Consider the following 16,533-nt stretch of genomic DNA (forward strand, 5'->3'; position numbering starts at 1 on the left):
TCATGCAAGCGAATTTTTATGTCGATATTCGAATACTAGACAGTACAGATGATACTGAACTCACACTGGCACATTTACGTAATCAAATTTATGCCGTGGTACATGCCGTATTTCGTCAGATGCCTGCACAGTTTGCATTGGCTTTAGAGGTATCACCGCGTCAGTTACGAAAAATGCAGGCCAAAGAGCTGAAATATGGTATTCCTCCTACAGTGATCAACTATGATGTTTTAAGAGTTTTTGCCTCAGAACAGCATTTACTTGAAGAATTGATTGATCACATTAAAGGGCATTGGAAAGTTCGAGATTATGCTGTTTTAAACCACCCGACAGCTGTACCTCATGCGAAGGTGACAGGCTTACGTAGCTATTTTAGATTTCGTATCCCAACTCTAAAAGCTGAACGGCAACTCAACCATCCGACAGCATGTGAAAGTTTACATAGTCGACGACTCAAAGAATCACGTAAACTGCCTTACTTTAAAGTGTCTAGCAAAAGTACAGGGCAAAATTTCACCGTTCCTGTTCAGATTTTAGATGCAGAAGAAAGCGGTCAAGGCTTACCGGACAGTTATGGATTGGCACGTCAAAGCCAACCTTTTGCACTCCCTGTTTTTGAGGTGAATTAAAATGAGTGATCTCCGTCAGCAACGCAGTCGTGCACTCATGTTATCTAAACGTGCCTGTGTGTTTTATTTAGAACGTGTACGTGTGGTTTTAAAAGATGATCGTATTGTTTACCTGACGGACAACTTACAACCCATTGAGCATTTTTATAATATCCCCGAAAAAAACACCGCTTTTTTACTCCTAGGTAAAGGTAGCTCTCTCACAGATGCCGCAGCGAGGCGTTTAGCAGAATCTAATGTCATGGTTGGGTTTTGTGGCTCAGGCGGATCGCCTTTATTTTCAGCACTCGATTTAACTTTTCTCGCCCCACAAAGTGAGTATCGACCTACTGAGTATATGCAAATATGGATGAAAGCATGGCTCAATGATGATGCACGTTTGCTCATGGCGAAAATACTTTTAACCGAGCGTATTTATATCGTAGAAAAATTTTGGAAGAAAAATCAAAGCCTGATTCAATACGGCATTGTGCTGAATTCTCAGACGATTCAACGCTTTCAACAAGATATAGAAAATGCTTCGAATCAAACTGAATTACTTGCCGCAGAAGGGCGTTGGGCAAAAGCACTCTATAAAACTCTTGCGAGAGGTTTTAATTTTGAGTTTAGTCGTGATGAAGGAAAACAGTCGCATGACTCTATACAAGATATTGCCAACAACTACCTCGATCACGGCAACTATATTGCTTATGGTTATGCGGCTGTTACCCTACACGGCATGGGTATTAGCTTTGCACTTCCTATGCTTCATGGTAAAACACGTCGTGGCGGTTTAGTGTTTGATATTGCAGACTTAGTGAAAGATGCTTTAGTGATGCCACAAGCATTTGTCTCTGCACAATTAGGGCAGAATCAAAAAGAATTTCGTATGCAACTGATTGAAACCTGCCAAGATAACGATGTTTTAGACTATATGTTTGGCTTCATTTCAGAGCTATGTAATAAAGTTAAGTAATTTCAACAAGTTACTAGAAAGCACTAAGATTGATGTATTTTTATTCTTTAATAGCTTATATTATTGATTCCTCTGTTTTTTATTTAAAAAAATAGAGTTACCCATCGCATAGATGGTTTAGAAGTGAAGAATGCAAAACCATCTGATAGGTCATGCGTTACCCATCGCATAGATGGTTTAGAAGGTAAAAGTATTTTTTCTGTACGGCGTTAATACGTTACCCATCGCATAGATGGTTTAGAAGACGCAAATACAATGCGGTTTGCGTTTGACAATGTTACCCATCGCATAGATGGTTTAGAAGAAGACTCCAAAAAACATCATCATTATTGATGAGTTACCCATCGCATAGATGGTTTAGAAGCAGATCGTTACTAAACAAGACTCTTTGCTGATGTTACCCATCGCATAGATGGTTTAGAAGTGACTCTGCAACGGCCACAAATGGCGGTACAAGTTACCCATCGCATAGATGGTTTAGAAGGCTAACACCGCTTGTTAAGTCAATCGCAGTGCGTTACCCATCGCATAGATGGTTTAGAAGTGCTGATCTTTATTAGATGATTTTTCTTTGGTGTTACCCATCGCATAGATGGTTTAGAAGTGTAGTCAAGTCAGGCGAACTAGAAACAACCAGTTACCCATCGCATAGATGGTTTAGAAGAAAAAGATAATGTGAATTTATTTCCCAACATGGTTACCCATCGCATAGATGGTTTAGAAGTTGTGTGAAGTGTGGTAGTCCTTACTCTCAAGGTTACCCATCGCATAGATGGTTTAGAAGTAGCGTTGCATTTGCATCTAAGTGCATATCATGTTACCCATCGCATAGATGGTTTAGAAGGATGCAGAAAATTGTAAGTACAGCAGAGCAACGTTACCCATCGCATAGATGGTTTAGAAGCAGCAAAAAAACCAGCTGTTTCTGCATCTTTAGGTTACCCATCGCATAGATGGTTTAGAAGTTATGTAATAAGTGACAAATAATAATAAAATAGTTACCCATCGCATAGATGGTTTAGAAGATAATCACACGCACGTAATTCACGGTAATCAAGTTACCCATCGCATAGATGGTTTAGAAGCCAATCATCTTGTAAGTGCAGTCGCCCCATGCGTTACCCATCGCATAGATGGTTTAGAAGAATGACACACATATAGATACTGCTTTACGCCAGTTACCCATCGCATAGATGGTTTAGAAGTAGTAGCGAATTTATTTCGTTCAATGTATGAGGTTACCCATCGCATAGATGGTTTAGAAGCGCACAAGTGAACATCACGGGTACATCGAGTAGTTACCCATCGCATAGATGGTTTAGAAGAGATGGCATTTCCTGCAAAAATTGCACGATTAGTTACCCATCGCATAGATGGTTTAGAAGACACCAAGCAACAGTATCACCCCTGATTTTCCGTTACCCATCGCATAGATGGTTTAGAAGTTGTCAAAACCAAAGATAGGCGTACCATCAGCGTTACCCATCGCATAGATGGTTTAGAAGTCCTTAGCCAAAAAACCTTTTTCCCTCAATTCGTTACCCATCGCATAGATGGTTTAGAAGAGAGTTGAATACTGGTTATAAAGCTTATGCAGGTTACCCATCGCATAGATGGTTTAGAAGGTCAGCTCTTTCTGCCATTTTTGTATATTCTGGTTACCCATCGCATAGATGGTTTAGAAGAAAAACCGTAAGTCGGCTTACTGTCTGCAATAGTTACCCATCGCATAGATGGTTTAGAAGTCTCCGCTGTGAGTGCTTTTTTTGCATAGTCTGTTACCCATCGCATAGATGGTTTAGAAGTAGAAAGCGTGGTAGTAGCTGGTCTATCTCTGGTTACCCATCGCATAGATGGTTTAGAAGCTGCCTGAGTCATAGCACTAACGCCGTGTGAAGTTACCCATCGCATAGATGGTTTAGAAGCAAAAGAAAGCCCCGCAGAGTGCAGGGCTAGAGTTACCCATCGCATAGATGGTTTAGAAGTGTACCACTTTGCCCTAAAATTAGTGTTGCTAGTTACCCATCGCATAGATGGTTTAGAAGTGCCTATTTTCATACATGGGGCTGCGTTTACTTGTTACCCATCGCATAGATGGTTTAGAAGATGCCATTTACCCTCTACCATCAGTTTAATTTGTTACCCATCGCATAGATGGTTTAGAAGTTAAAATTGCAGATCAGGTATTAAATCCAAAAGTTACCCATCGCATAGATGGTTTAGAAGCAAGGCTTAAAGCGTTGTTTGTAACAGTCTTTGTTACCCATCGCATAGATGGTTTAGAAGCCTCACGCATCAATTGCATTTTTAAGTCATGTGTTACCCATCGCATAGATGGTTTAGAAGCTGTGTCTTTTTACTTAATTGATTCGTAGCTGGTTACCCATCGCATAGATGGTTTAGAAACTCTCATCTCTCCAACAGCTAAAGATAAAGTACGTAATGATAGGGATTAATAAAAAAAGGCACCCTAAGGTGCCTTTTTTATAACAATGCTATAACTTATAGTTCTTCATTTAGAGCTTGACTAAATGCTTGATCTACTTCGCTAAAGTCATTATGTAACTCAACTTCTGCCGCTTCAGATTCTTGACGACGACGTTCTAAGTGGTACGCAAGACCTGTACCTGCAGGAATCAAACGACCTACAACTACGTTTTCTTTCAGACCACGTAAGTCATCTTCTTTACCAGTTACAGCCGCTTCCGTTAACACACGTGTTGTTTCTTGGAACGATGCTGCAGAGATAAATGAATCTGTTGAAAGTGATGCTTTCGTAATACCCATGAGCTGACGCTCAAACTTCGCAGGGAACTTGTCTTGTGCCAACGCTGCTTGGTTTTCTTGAACCATGCGAATGTAGTCAACTTGTTCACCTTTAATAAAGCTTGTATCACCACCATCAGTAATATCTACTTTACGTAACATCTGACGAACAACCACTTCAATATGCTTGTCGTTGATTTTTACGCCTTGTAAGCGGTAAACGTCTTGCACTTCGTTGACGATGTAGTTAGTTAATGCAACTTCACCTTTCAAGCGTAAGATGTCATGTGGGTTCTGAGGACCATCAGAAATAGTCTCACCACGGTTTACATGTTCACCCTCAAATACGTTCATTTGACGCCATTTAGGAATCAATTCTTCGTAAATTTCAGCGCCATCATCTGGTGTAATCACAAGACGATACTTACCTTTAGTCTCCTTACCAAAGCTCACGATACCTGAAACTTCAGCCAAAATCGCATGCTCTTTTGGTTTACGTGCTTCAAATAAGTCAGCAACACGTGGTAGACCACCGGTAATATCACGAGTACGTGAAGATTCTTGTGGTACACGACCAATTACGTCACCTACACCAATGGTTTCACCATCACGTACAGTCACAATAGTGTTTTGTGGTAAGAAGTAGAATTGCTCACCACCCTCTGCTGTATCAAGCACAATTGCAGGACGCAAATCTTTACCAGATGCAGGACGTGCAGTTACAGGTAGAATTTCTACTGTAGTCATACCCGTTGTATCATCTGTTTTAGATGTAATCGTTGCACCATCAACCATTTGAGAGAAGCGTGCTTTACCAGCAACTTCTGTTACAAGTGGATGTGTATGCGGATCCCATGTTGCAACAATACCACCACCCTCTACAGCTTCGCCATCTTTCAACAAGATGCTCGCACCGTATGGTAGTTTGTAACGCTCACGCTCACGACCTAGCTCATCGGCAATACCAATTTCACCCGAACGTGATACAGAAACCAAATGGCCTTTTGAGTGTTGTACTGTTTTCACATTATGGAAACGTACTGTACCTTTATTACGCACTTGTACACTGTTTGCAGCAGATGTTCTACTTGCAGCACCACCCACGTGGAATGTACGCATGGTTAACTGTGTACCAGGCTCACCAATTGATTGAGCTGCCATAACACCAACAGACTCACCTGGGTTTACCAAGTGACCACGAGCAAGGTCACGACCATAACATGCCGCACACACACCAAATGTAGATTGACAGCTTACAACCGAACGGACTTTAACTTCATCCACACCTGACTCTTCAAGGTATGCTGCGATTTTCTCATCAATCAGCGTACCTTTTGCAAGTACAACTTCATCATCAGCCGCACGTTTCACATCTTCAGCAGTCACACGACCAAGTACACGGTCACGTAATGCTTCAATAACGTCACCACCTTGAATAAATGGTGTCATCACAAGACCATCATTCGTACCACAGTCTGACTCAGTGATTACTAAATCTTGTGCTACATCAACCAAACGACGAGTCAAGTAACCCGAGTTTGCAGTTTTCAATGCAGTATCGGCCAAACCTTTACGTGCACCGTGCGTTGAAATAAAGTACTGAAGTACTGTCAAACCTTCACGGAAGTTTGCTTTAATCGGTGTTTCAATGATCGAGCCATCTGGCTTAGCCATCAAACCACGCATACCCGCAAGCTGACGAATCTGTGCAGCACTACCACGTGCACCAGAGTCAGACATCATGTAAATGCTGTTAAATGATTTTTGCTTCTCATCTTCACCTTGTTTATTTTTAACCATGGTAGAAGACAAGTTATCCATCATCGCTTTAGCAACTTGGTCATTGGTACGCGCCCAAATATCGACCACTTTGTTATAGCGTTCACCTGCAGTTACAAAACCTTGTTCGAATTGATCTTCAATTTCACGAACTTCAGCTTCTGCTTTATCAATAATTGCTTGTTTGGTTGGTGGAATCACCATATCTTCCATACCAACTGACACGCCTGAACGTGTTGCTTGGCGGAAACCAAGATACATTAATTGATCGGCAAAAATAACAGAGTCTTTTAAGCCCAATTTACGGTAGCAGGTGTTGATTAGCTTAGAAATGTTTTTCTTGGTCATTTCAAGGTTAATCATATCAAAGCTTAAACCTTCAGGAACAACTTCCCAAAGTAGGCAACGACCAGGTGTTGTATCTACAATAATCGTTTGCTTATCACGATTACCATTTTCATCAATCACAGTTTGGTGTACACGCACTTTCACACGTGCATGCATTGCCACTTGATGTGTTGCAAGCGCACGGTTTACTTCATGTGTATCAGCAAACATCATGCCTTCGCCTTTGGCATTGACTGCATCACGCGTGATGTAGTACAGACCCAATACAACGTCCTGAGAAGGTACGATAATTGGTTCACCGTTGGCAGGTGATAAGATGTTGTTTGTAGACATCATCAAAGCACGTGCTTCAAGCTGTGCTTCTAATGTTAATGGTACGTGAACCGCCATTTGGTCACCATCGAAGTCGGCGTTAAATGCCGCACATACGAGTGGGTGTAGACGAATCGCTTTACCTTCAATTAAAACAGGTTCAAACGCTTGTAGACCTAAACGGTGAAGTGTTGGTGCACGGTTCAACATCACAGGGTGTTGACGAATCACGTTCGCAAGTACATCCCACACTTCTGGTGTTTCACGCTCAACCATTTTCTTCGCAGCTTTAATGGTTGTTGCTTGGCCTGATGCTTGTAGTTTCGCGAAAATAAATGGTTTGAAAAGCTCAAGCGCCATTTTTTTCGGAAGACCACATTGGTGTAGACGTAATGTAGGACCTACGGTAATTACCGAACGACCAGAGTAGTCAACACGCTTACCAAGCAAGTTTTGACGGAAACGACCTTGTTTACCTTTGATCATATCTGCCAAAGATTTTAGAGGGCGTTTGTTTGAACCCGTAATCGCACGACCACGACGACCGTTATCAAGCAATGCATCAACAGATTCTTGTAACATACGTTTTTCGTTACGTACAATGATATCTGGTGCAGAAAGCTCTAACAGACGCTTCAATCGGTTGTTACGGTTGATCACACGACGATACAAATCGTTCAAATCAGATGTCGCAAAACGACCACCTTCAAGCGGTACAAGCGGACGTAAGTCAGGTGGTAATACTGGTAATACATTCATTACCATCCACTCAGGCTTGTTATTTGATTGATAGAATGCTTCCATCAATTTCAAACGCTTAGATGCTTTTTTCAGTTTTGTTTCTGAAGTCGTTTGTGGAATTTCTTCACGTAAACGTGTAATTTCAGCTTCAAGATCAATATCTTTTAAAAGATCTTGAACAGCTTCAGCACCCATTTTCGCAGTAAATTCGTCGCCATGCTCTTCAAGCGCGGTGTAATACTCTTCATCATTTAGAAGTTGGTATTTCTCTAACGCTGTCATGCCTGGATCTGTCACAACGTATGATTCGAAGTATAAAACACGTTCGATATCACGTAGTGTCATATCAAGCAATAAACCAATACGGCTTGGTAATGACTTTAAGAACCAAATATGTGCAGTTGGTGATGCAAGGTCAATGTGACCCATACGCTCACGACGTACTTTAGCAGTGGTAACTTCAACGCCACATTTTTCACAAATGACGCCTTTGTATTTCATACGCTTGTATTTACCACACAAGCATTCATAGTCTTTTACTGGACCAAAAATTTTGGCACAGAATAAACCATCACGTTCTGGTTTAAACGTACGATAGTTAATGGTTTCTGGCTTTTTCACTTCACCATGAGACCATGACTTAATCATTTCTGGTGATGCAAGACCAATACGGATTCTGTCAAACTCAACTGGAGTATGACCCTCTGAGTCCGTTTTCTTACGCATGATATCGAGTAAGTCTTTCAATTCTTTTCTCCGTGTGCCGAGTAAAGTGTAGTCACTTTCTCGGCAGGGTCACAAATATTGTTTATTACTGAAAAATAGAGCAACTTGACTTTATTAGTCGCCGTTTTTCAGTTCAATGTTGATACCTAAAGAACGGATCTCTTTGGTCAATACGTTGAACGATTCAGGCATACCTGGGTCCATGTAATGGTTACCATCGACAATGTTTTTGTAGATGCGTGTACGCCCTTCAACATCATCCGATTTCACAGTAAGCATTTCTTGAAGTGTGTATGCTGCACCGTATGCTTCAAGTGCCCAGACTTCCATCTCACCGAAACGCTGACCACCGAACTGTGCTTTACCACCAAGAGGCTGTTGCGTTACAAGTGAGTAAGAACCAGTCGAACGTGCATGCATCTTGTCATCAACCAAGTGGTTCAGCTTGAGCATATACATGTAACCTACAGTCACTGGACGGTCGAATTGTTCACCTGTACGACCATCAAACAATGTTTGTTGTCCAGTACGTGGCAATTCAGCCAACTCAAGTAACTCTTTGATTTGCTCTTCTTCAGCACCATCAAATACAGGTGTTGCTAATGGCACACCTTTCTTGAGGTTACCTGCAAGAATCATCACTTCATCATCAGTTAAACTGTTCAGGTCTTCTTGCTCACCACCAACCTTGTTGTAAATTTTGTCTAAAAATTCACGTAGTTCAGCAATGGTACGTTGTTGTTGGAGCATTTTATCAATTTGCTCACCCAAACCTTTCGCAGCCAAACCTAAATGGGTTTCTAGAATCTGCCCCACGTTCATACGTGAAGGTACACCCAGTGGGTTAAGTACGATATCTACAGGTACACCATTGGCATCATGTGGCATGTCTTCTACAGGTAAGATGTTTGATACAACACCTTTGTTACCGTGACGACCCGCCATCTTATCACCAGGTTGGATACGACGTTTCACCGCAAGGTAAACCTTAACAACTTTGAGTACACCTGTTGTTAATTCATCACCTGTTGAAAGCTTACGTTTTTTCTCAGCAAACTTTTCATCAATTTCAATACTTTTCTCTTTCAAGTAAGTTTGAATTTGAGTTAGACGCTCAGCAATTGCTTCATCTGCAGGCTGAATTTCAAGTAAATCAACAAGATCTAGCTTTGAAAGTAGCTCATCATTTAGCTTATCGCCATGTTTAGTTGTACCACCGCCATGAGACACTTGATCTTTTAGCAAACGTACAATACGTTCACGTGCCGCTTCTTCAAAGATGCTGTATTCTTCTTTCAAATCTTTACGGTATGCATCAAGTTGTGCTTTTTCAATCGCTAAAGCACGCTCATCTTTTTCTAAACCATCACGCGTGAAGACTTGAACGTCAATGACTGTCCCTTTTGTACCTGATGGTACACGTAGAGATGAGTCTTTTACGTCTGCCGCTTTTTCACCAAAAATTGCACGAAGTAATTTTTCTTCTGGGGTCAGTTGCGTTTCACCTTTTGGTGTCACTTTACCGACTAAGATATCACCAGCAGTGACTTCAGCACCAATGTAAACAATACCTGACTCATCTAACTTAGATAGAGCAGCTTCGCCTACGTTTGGAATATCTGCAGTAATTTCTTCTGCGCCAAGTTTAGTATCACGAGCAACACATGATAGTTCTTGAATATGAATAGACGTTAAACGGTCTTCTTGAAGTACACGCTCTGATAAAAGAATCGAGTCTTCATAGTTGTAACCATTCCACGTCATGAACGCAACACGCATGTTTTGACCAAGTGCAAGCTCGCCACCATCTGTAGATGGACCATCTGCAAGAACATCACCACGACCAACTTTATCACCCATATTTACCAAAACTTTTTGGTTAATACATGTGTTTTGGTTTGAACGGGTATATTTGATCAAGTTGTAAATATCAACGCCTGCTTCACCAGCAATCATTTCGCTTTCATTCACACGAATAACGACACGTGATGCATCTACGTATTCAATCACACCACCACGGTTAGCAATCACACATACACCAGAGTCACGTGCAACATTTGCTTCCATACCTGTACCAACAAGTGGCTTATCAGCAAGAAGTGTTGGCACGGCTTGACGTTGCATGTTTGAACCCATCAATGCACGGTTCGCATCATCGTGTTCCAAGAATGGAATCAGTGATGCAGCAACAGATACAACCTGCTGTGCAGAAACGTCCATGTGTGTTACACGCTCAGGTGGTGTACGAACTGTTTCACCTTGATGACGTACAGTCACCATTTCGTCAATCAAATTGCCTTCAGTATCTACTGCTGAATCGGCCTGTGCAATCACAGTACCTACTTCTTCAATTGCAGAAAGGTATTCTGTATCTTCAGTCACACGGCCATCAACAACTTTACGATATGGTGTTTCTAAGAAACCAAAGTGGTTTGCTTTTGCATATACAGAAAGCGAGTTGATCAAACCAATGTTTGGACCCTCAGGTGTTTCAATCGGACACACACGACCATAATGTGTATGGTGTACGTCACGTACCTCAAAGCCAGCACGTTCACGCGTCAAACCACCTGGCCCTAATGCAGAAACACGACGCTTATGCGTAATTTCAGACAATGGGTTGTTTTGGTCCATGAACTGTGACAATTGGCTTGAACCAAAGAATTCTTTAATCGCAGCAGCTACAGGCTTAGCATTAATTAAATCTTGTGGAGACAGGTTATCTGTTTCAGCTTGGCTTAAACGGTCTTTAACAGCACGTTCAACACGAACTAAACCAACACGGAATTGGTTTTCTGTCATTTCACCAACAGAACGTACACGACGGTTACCTAAATGGTCGATGTCATCAACTTCGCCTTTACCGTTACGAATATCAATCAATGTACGCATTACATCAACGATGTCATCGTTTGATAAGATACCATCAGCACTACGAACTTTTGGATCTGGGCTCGTTTCGTATGGGCGTCCTAAACGACGGTTGAACTTCATACGGCCTACAGCAGACAAATCATAGCGTTCAGCAGAGAAGAACAAATTGTTAAATAAGTTTTCTGCAGCTTCTTTTGTTGGTGGCTCGCCCGGACGCATGACTTTATAGATTTCTACCAATGCTTCTTCACGGTCACGTGTCGTATCTGCACGTAGAGAGTCAGCAAGGTAAGAACCACGGTCAATATCGTTGGTGAACAGAATGTTGAATTGTTTTACACCACCCTCTGCAAGTTTCACCATAACTTCATGTGTAAGGACAGTGTTTGCCGCAATCACATCACCATTATGTAAAGCAATATCTTCAGCTGTAATGTGTTCGTATAAGTACTCATCAGGTACAGAAAGCTTTGTTAGGCCTGCTGTTTCCATTTGACGTACATGACGTGCATTAATACGCTTACCTTGCTCAACAATGACTTTACCGTTGTTATCTACGATGTCAAATTGCGCCATTTCGCCACGCAAGCGATCTGGTACAAGTTCAATCTGGTAACTACCAAGATCTAGATATACAGGTACTTTTTCATAGAATAAATCTAGGATTTGCTCATCTGTATAATTTAATGCGCGTAAAATAACTGTTGCAAGTAGTTTACGACGACGGTCAATACGTACATAAACTAAATCTTTTGCGTCAAACTCAAAATCTAACCATGAACCACGGTAAGGAATGATTCGAGCTGAGTACAATGTTTTATTTGAATGTGTTTTACCCTTGTCACTATCGAAGAACACACCTGGTGAACGATGTAACTGAGATACAATAACACGCTCTGTACCATTGATGACAAACGTACCGTTTTCGGTCATGAGTGGCATTTCACCCATGTATACTTCTTGTTCACGTACGTCTTTAATTGACTTAGTATCTCGATCTTTAATGATCAAGCGAATTTTAACACGCATTGGTGCAGCATAAGTTGAGCCACGAAGGATACATTCGCGTACATCAAACTCAGGCTTACCAAGGTTATACTCAACAAATTCTAAAGCAGCGTTGCCAGAATAACTTTCAATTGGAAAAACTGAACGAAAAGCAGCTTGTAGACCAAGATCTTCTCTAGTTTTTGGCAATTTACCATCTTGTAAAAATGTTCTGTACGAGTCGACTTGAATCGACAGCAAGTACGGAAAATCCATCACTTGGGGCAATTTACCAAAATTCTTACGGATCCGTTTTTTTTCGGTATATGAGTATGCCATCTGGAGTCCTCGGAAAGTACAAAACTAAACCTGCCTGCAGTTCAGGTTTAGAAGGAATGACGCAGGCCGATATGGCCACCACTACTTACAAATGCTGCAAATGAGTGTGGTAATAAAACGCTTAACAATATTTTCAGAGTGAGAAATATTGGTAAGCGTTTGAATTTGTATGTTTTTTACGTATACAACGCAAAGACAGTGGTTTCAATTAAAGCACAGCCGATTATTGTAACGCAAAAAGGCTGACGACCCAAGAGCCATCAGCCATTTTTGGAGCCAATTTTTAACGATTGACCCCGAAAATAAATTACTTAAGTGTAACTGTAGCACCAGCAGTTTCAAGTTTCTTCTTAAGTTCTTCACCTTCTTCTTTGCTCACGCCTTCTTTAAGAACTTGTGGAGCACCTTCAACTAGATCTTTAGCTTCTTTTAGACCAAGACCAGTTGCTTCACGTACTGCTTTAATTACAGCAACTTTGTTTGCGCCAAAGCTTGTTAATTCAACGTTGAATTCTGTTTGCTCTTCAGCGGCAGCAGCAGCACCTGGTGCAGCAGCAACTGCAACAGCAGCAGCAGATACATTGAATTTTTCTTCGAATGCAGAGATAAGTTCAACAAGTTCTAGAACTGTTTTTTCAGCAACTGCGTTTAAAATTTCTTCGTTAGTTAAAGCCATGAGAATAACTCCAAATGGATATTAAATGGTGTAAGGTAAAAGTGATTATGCAGCTTCTTGCTCGTCTTTCTCTTTGAGTGCTGTAAGTAAGCGACCCAATTTCGAGATAGGAGCTTGAAGAACATTTGCAAGCATCGTAAGCGCTTTTTCTTGGTTAGGAAGATTCGCAATTACGCTCACTTCTTCGCCTTGATAAACTTTGCCATCAAAAGCAGCTGCTTTTAATTCAAATGCTTTGTTTGCTTTTGCAAATTCTTCGAACAAACGTGCCGCAGCACCCATGTCGTCTTCAGAAGTTGAAAAACCTAGAATTGTTGGACCAACAAGGTTGTCACCCAAGATATCAAACTGAGTACCTTCAAGTGCGCGTTTAGCAAGTGTATTACGTACAATACGTACAGATACGCCTAACTTACGAGCTTCAACACGTAATTGTGTTAATTTCTCAACGCTTAAACCTTGGTAGTCGGCAACAACAGCAGAAAACGCGACGCTTGCAGTTGCATTAACTTGAGCGACGATTTCTTTTTTGTTCTCTAGTAGTAGAGCCACTGTAAAACCTCCTAAGGTGATTTATGTGTTCCAAAGAACACACTCCCAATTCGTAAATCTTTCGATTTACACGCGGAGGATGAATAAATCACACCACCGCGTCTACGCAGGCTGGAATTTTAAGAAAAGTAAACTTTTCGCCTGAGGTCTTTGACGCTAATAGGCTTTAACCTATCAATTCAAAGTCCACTCTTACGCCACTAAGCATGCTTATTGAGGTAAGAGATTTAACAATTTTTACAAATTAGTTAGATACGCTGTTTACATCAACTGTAAGACCTGGGCCCATTGTTGAGCTTAAAGTGATCTTTTTGATATAAACACCTTTTGAAGTTGCAGGCTTTGCTTTCTTCAAATCAGCAACAAGTGCTTCAAGGTTTTGACGTACTGCAGCGATTTCAAAGCCAACTTGGCCGATACCTGCATGAATAATACCGCCTTTGTCTACACGGTAACGTGCTTGACCAGCTTTTGCATTTTTAACTGCGCCAGCAACGTCAGGAGTTACAGTACCTACTTTAGGGTTTGGCATTAAACCACGTGGACCTAAAATTGTACCTAACTTACCAACAACACGCATAGCGTCAGGAGCTGCAATCACAACATCAAAGTCAAGATTACCTTTTTGAATGCTTTCAGCAAGGTCATCAAAACCAACGATATCAGCGCCTTCAGCTTTAGCAGCTTCAGCAGCAGCACCTTGAGCAAATACAGCTACACGTACAGTTTTACCAGTACCTGCAGGAAGTGTTGTTGCACCACGTACGACTTGGTCAGATTTACGAGGATCAACGCCCAAGTTTACAGACACGTCTAGTGATTCTTTAAATTTTGCAGCAGGAAATGTATTAATAATTTCTACAGCTTCTTCTAAAGAGTAAACTTTGTTAGAGTCAATTGCAGCAATGGCTTTTTGACGTTTAGTTAACTTTGCCATGTCTTATAGCTCCACTTCCAAGCCCATAGAACGCGCAGAACCAGCAATGGTACGTACACGTGCGTCTAAATCAGCACCAGTTAAATCTGGTTCTTTAGTAGTCGCAATTTCTTCGAGTTGAGCACGAGTTAACTTACCAACTTTAGTTTTGTTTGGTACAGCAGAACCCTTTTGGATACCAGCAGCTTTCTTAAGTAAGATAGATGCAGGCGGAGTTTTCATGATAAATGTAAATGATTTATCATTGTAAACTGTAATCACAACAGGGATTGGTAGACCTGGTTCAACTTTTTGTGTAGCAGCATTGAATTCTTTACAGAATGCCATGATGTTTACACCACGTTGACCTAATGCAGGACCAATTGGTGGAGATGGATTTGCTTTACCAGCTGGAACTTGCAGCTTGATATAGCCGTCAATCTTTTTAGCCATTTCAAAATACCTCTGGGTAATAACGCCGTGAAGCTTCCCAATCTATTTAACAAAAATATAAGCTGACGCAATTAAGGTCAGCTTATGCCACCAGTCAAACAACAATTAAATTGCTTTTTCAACTTGGCGGAATTCTAGCTCAACTTGAGTTGGACGATTAAAGACGTTAATTGTCAACGTTAAGCGAGATTTTTCATATTGAACTTCTTCTACAACACCTTTAAAGTCTGTAAAAGGTCCATCAATAACGAGTAATTCTTCACCCGGCTCAAACATCGTCTTAGGACGAGGTGCTTCACCAGTGTTACGTACACGTGCAAGAATTGCATCAGCTTCTTTTTGTGTGATTGGCGCAGGCTTTTCAGGTGTACCACCAATAAAGCCCAATACTTTAGGACACTCTTTTACAATGTGCCAAGTATCATCATTCATTGCCATTTCAACCAAGACATAGCCTGGAAAAAATTTACGCTCAGATTTACGCTTTTTACCATCCTTCATTTCAACGACTTCTTCAGTCGGAACAAGGACTTCACCAAAGCTATCGGCAACCGTACTACGCTGGATTCGCTCATTTAGCGAACGCATCACTTGTTTTTCATAGCCTGAATAGGCATGAATAATGTACCAACGTTTCATAGTTTTCTACCCGATAATTAGCTTTACTAGCCAACTTAATGCATAATCAAAGCACCACAGCAAAACCGCAGCCACAATAACAACCAGCACAACTTGCCATGAGTTAGTTATTGTTTCATTTTTGGTTGGCCATGTTACCCTACGTAGTTCTATACGTGCATCACGAAGCAAACGCACAAAGCCTTTGCCCTGATGGGTGGCGTATAATAAACCCAAAGCCACAATGATACAAGCTAAAATAACACCAATTTGCACCCAGATATTACTTGCAGGTGCCCAATATGCAGGAAGATATTGATTTGTAAGAGATGCTCCAATGAGCAATACAATCGCTAAAACCCATAAAACAATATCTAAAGGTGAATTTGAGCGTACGACTTCAGCCGTATTATGTTTTTGAGATATTGGCGCGTCGCTCAATGCGTCACGCGATTGATCATTCGACATGTTTTTACTCGTCGTAGAATTCGCGAATCTATTATAAGGGCAAAACAGCCAGCATCAAGCTTTAAATTAAATGAAGTGGCAGGCCAGGAGGGACTCGAACCCCCAACATTCGGTTTTGGAGACCGACGCTCTACCAATTGAACTACTAGCCTATCAAGTAAATCGAGAGCTTAAAGCTCTCGATTTATATTTTGTATTATGCAGTTACTTTCGCAACAACACCAGCACCTACAGTACGACCGCCTTCACGGATCGCAAAACGTAGACCTGCATCCATCGCAATCGGGTGGATCAATTCTACTGACATTTCAACGTTGTCACCTGGCATTACCATTTCAACGCCTTCTTTCAACTGGATCGCACCAGTTACGTCAGTTGTACGGAAATAGAACTG

Annotated in this window: 11 protein-coding genes, 1 tRNA gene and 1 CRISPR repeat array; of the genes, 2 read left to right on the plus strand and 10 right to left on the minus strand. The window is 41.3% G+C overall.

What is annotated here, in order from left to right; translation table 11 throughout:
• Window positions 1–2 precede the first annotated feature (2 nt).
• Together I2F31_RS13075 and cas1f are read left to right on the plus strand one after the other, a co-directional pair.
• Window positions 3–629 (plus strand): type I-F CRISPR-associated endoribonuclease Cas6/Csy4, encoded by a 627-nt coding sequence (locus I2F31_RS13075; RefSeq protein WP_195768855.1) that lies wholly within the window; start codon window positions 3–5, stop codon window positions 627–629.
• A 1-nt stretch (window position 630) separates the two neighbouring features.
• Window positions 631–1,584: a type I-F CRISPR-associated endonuclease Cas1f gene (gene cas1f / locus I2F31_RS13080; RefSeq protein WP_195768854.1), complete on the plus strand. Its 954-nt coding sequence runs from the start codon at window positions 631–633 to the stop codon at window positions 1,582–1,584.
• Window positions 1,585–1,680: 96 nt separating this feature from the next.
• A CRISPR array of direct repeats spans window positions 1,681–3,990; the repeat unit is 28 nt; unit sequence GTTACCCATCGCATAGATGGTTTAGAAG.
• Between the two features lie 96 nt (window positions 3,991–4,086).
• On the opposite strand, the gene rpoC is transcribed toward cas1f, so the two are convergent.
• From rpoC to I2F31_RS13130, 10 genes are all read right to left on the minus strand, one after another.
• Complete coding sequence (gene rpoC, locus I2F31_RS13085; protein WP_195768853.1) at window positions 4,087–8,277, minus strand: DNA-directed RNA polymerase subunit beta'; 4,191 nt, start codon at window positions 8,275–8,277, stop codon at window positions 4,087–4,089.
• A 93-nt stretch (window positions 8,278–8,370) separates the two neighbouring features.
• Window positions 8,371–12,456: a DNA-directed RNA polymerase subunit beta gene (gene rpoB / locus I2F31_RS13090; RefSeq protein WP_195768852.1), complete on the minus strand. Its 4,086-nt coding sequence runs from the start codon at window positions 12,454–12,456 to the stop codon at window positions 8,371–8,373.
• Between the two features lie 307 nt (window positions 12,457–12,763).
• Window positions 12,764–13,132 carry a 50S ribosomal protein L7/L12 gene (gene rplL / locus I2F31_RS13095; RefSeq protein ID WP_195768851.1) on the minus strand — a complete coding sequence of 123 codons (369 nt, stop codon included), beginning with the start codon at window positions 13,130–13,132 and terminating at the stop codon, window positions 12,764–12,766.
• A 45-nt stretch (window positions 13,133–13,177) separates the two neighbouring features.
• Window positions 13,178–13,684 (minus strand): 50S ribosomal protein L10, encoded by a 507-nt coding sequence (gene rplJ, locus I2F31_RS13100; protein WP_195768850.1) that lies wholly within the window; start codon window positions 13,682–13,684, stop codon window positions 13,178–13,180.
• Between the two features lie 244 nt (window positions 13,685–13,928).
• The gene (gene rplA / locus I2F31_RS13105) at window positions 13,929–14,621 is read right to left on the minus strand and encodes a 50S ribosomal protein L1 (protein ID WP_195768849.1); all 693 of its coding nucleotides are present in this window, start codon (window positions 14,619–14,621) and stop codon (window positions 13,929–13,931) included.
• A 3-nt stretch (window positions 14,622–14,624) separates the two neighbouring features.
• On the minus strand, window positions 14,625–15,053 hold the full coding sequence (gene rplK, locus I2F31_RS13110) for a 50S ribosomal protein L11 (RefSeq protein ID WP_195768848.1): 429 nt from the start codon (window positions 15,051–15,053) through the stop codon (window positions 14,625–14,627).
• A 105-nt stretch (window positions 15,054–15,158) separates the two neighbouring features.
• Complete coding sequence (gene nusG / locus I2F31_RS13115) at window positions 15,159–15,692, minus strand: transcription termination/antitermination protein NusG (protein WP_195768847.1); 534 nt, start codon at window positions 15,690–15,692, stop codon at window positions 15,159–15,161.
• Between the two features lie 6 nt (window positions 15,693–15,698).
• Window positions 15,699–16,139, minus strand: coding sequence for a preprotein translocase subunit SecE (gene secE / locus I2F31_RS13120; RefSeq protein WP_195768846.1), 441 nt, complete (start codon window positions 16,137–16,139; stop codon window positions 15,699–15,701).
• Between the two features lie 76 nt (window positions 16,140–16,215).
• Window positions 16,216–16,291 (minus strand) — tRNA-Trp (locus tag I2F31_RS13125).
• Between the two features lie 44 nt (window positions 16,292–16,335).
• Window positions 16,336–16,533, minus strand: a 198-nt coding sequence (locus I2F31_RS13130; RefSeq protein ID WP_456050362.1) for an EF-Tu C-terminal domain-related protein, incomplete at its 5' end; no start/stop codon positions are given.

It is taken from the genome of Acinetobacter rathckeae, from assembly GCF_015627125.1.
In the GTDB taxonomy this organism is placed as follows: domain Bacteria; phylum Pseudomonadota; class Gammaproteobacteria; order Pseudomonadales; family Moraxellaceae; genus Acinetobacter; species Acinetobacter rathckeae.

Excerpts from the sequence above, each read along its gene's own strand:
- nusG (WP_195768847.1), bottom strand. The coding sequence starts at position 15,692 with ATGAAACGTTGGTACATTATTCATGCCTATTCAGGCTATGAAAAACAA.
- secE (WP_195768846.1), bottom strand. The coding sequence starts at position 16,139 with ATGTCGAATGATCAATCGCGTGACGCATTGAGCGACGCGCCAATATCT.
- rplA (WP_195768849.1), bottom strand. The coding sequence starts at position 14,621 with ATGGCAAAGTTAACTAAACGTCAAAAAGCCATTGCTGCAATTGACTCT.
- rpoB (WP_195768852.1), bottom strand. The coding sequence starts at position 12,456 with ATGGCATACTCATATACCGAAAAAAAACGGATCCGTAAGAATTTTGGT.
- rplL (WP_195768851.1), bottom strand. The coding sequence starts at position 13,132 with ATGGCTTTAACTAACGAAGAAATTTTAAACGCAGTTGCTGAAAAAACA.
- cas1f (WP_195768854.1), top strand. The coding sequence starts at position 631 with ATGAGTGATCTCCGTCAGCAACGCAGTCGTGCACTCATGTTATCTAAA.
- rplK (WP_195768848.1), bottom strand. The coding sequence starts at position 15,053 with ATGGCTAAAAAGATTGACGGCTATATCAAGCTGCAAGTTCCAGCTGGT.
- I2F31_RS13075 (WP_195768855.1), top strand. The coding sequence starts at position 3 with ATGCAAGCGAATTTTTATGTCGATATTCGAATACTAGACAGTACAGAT.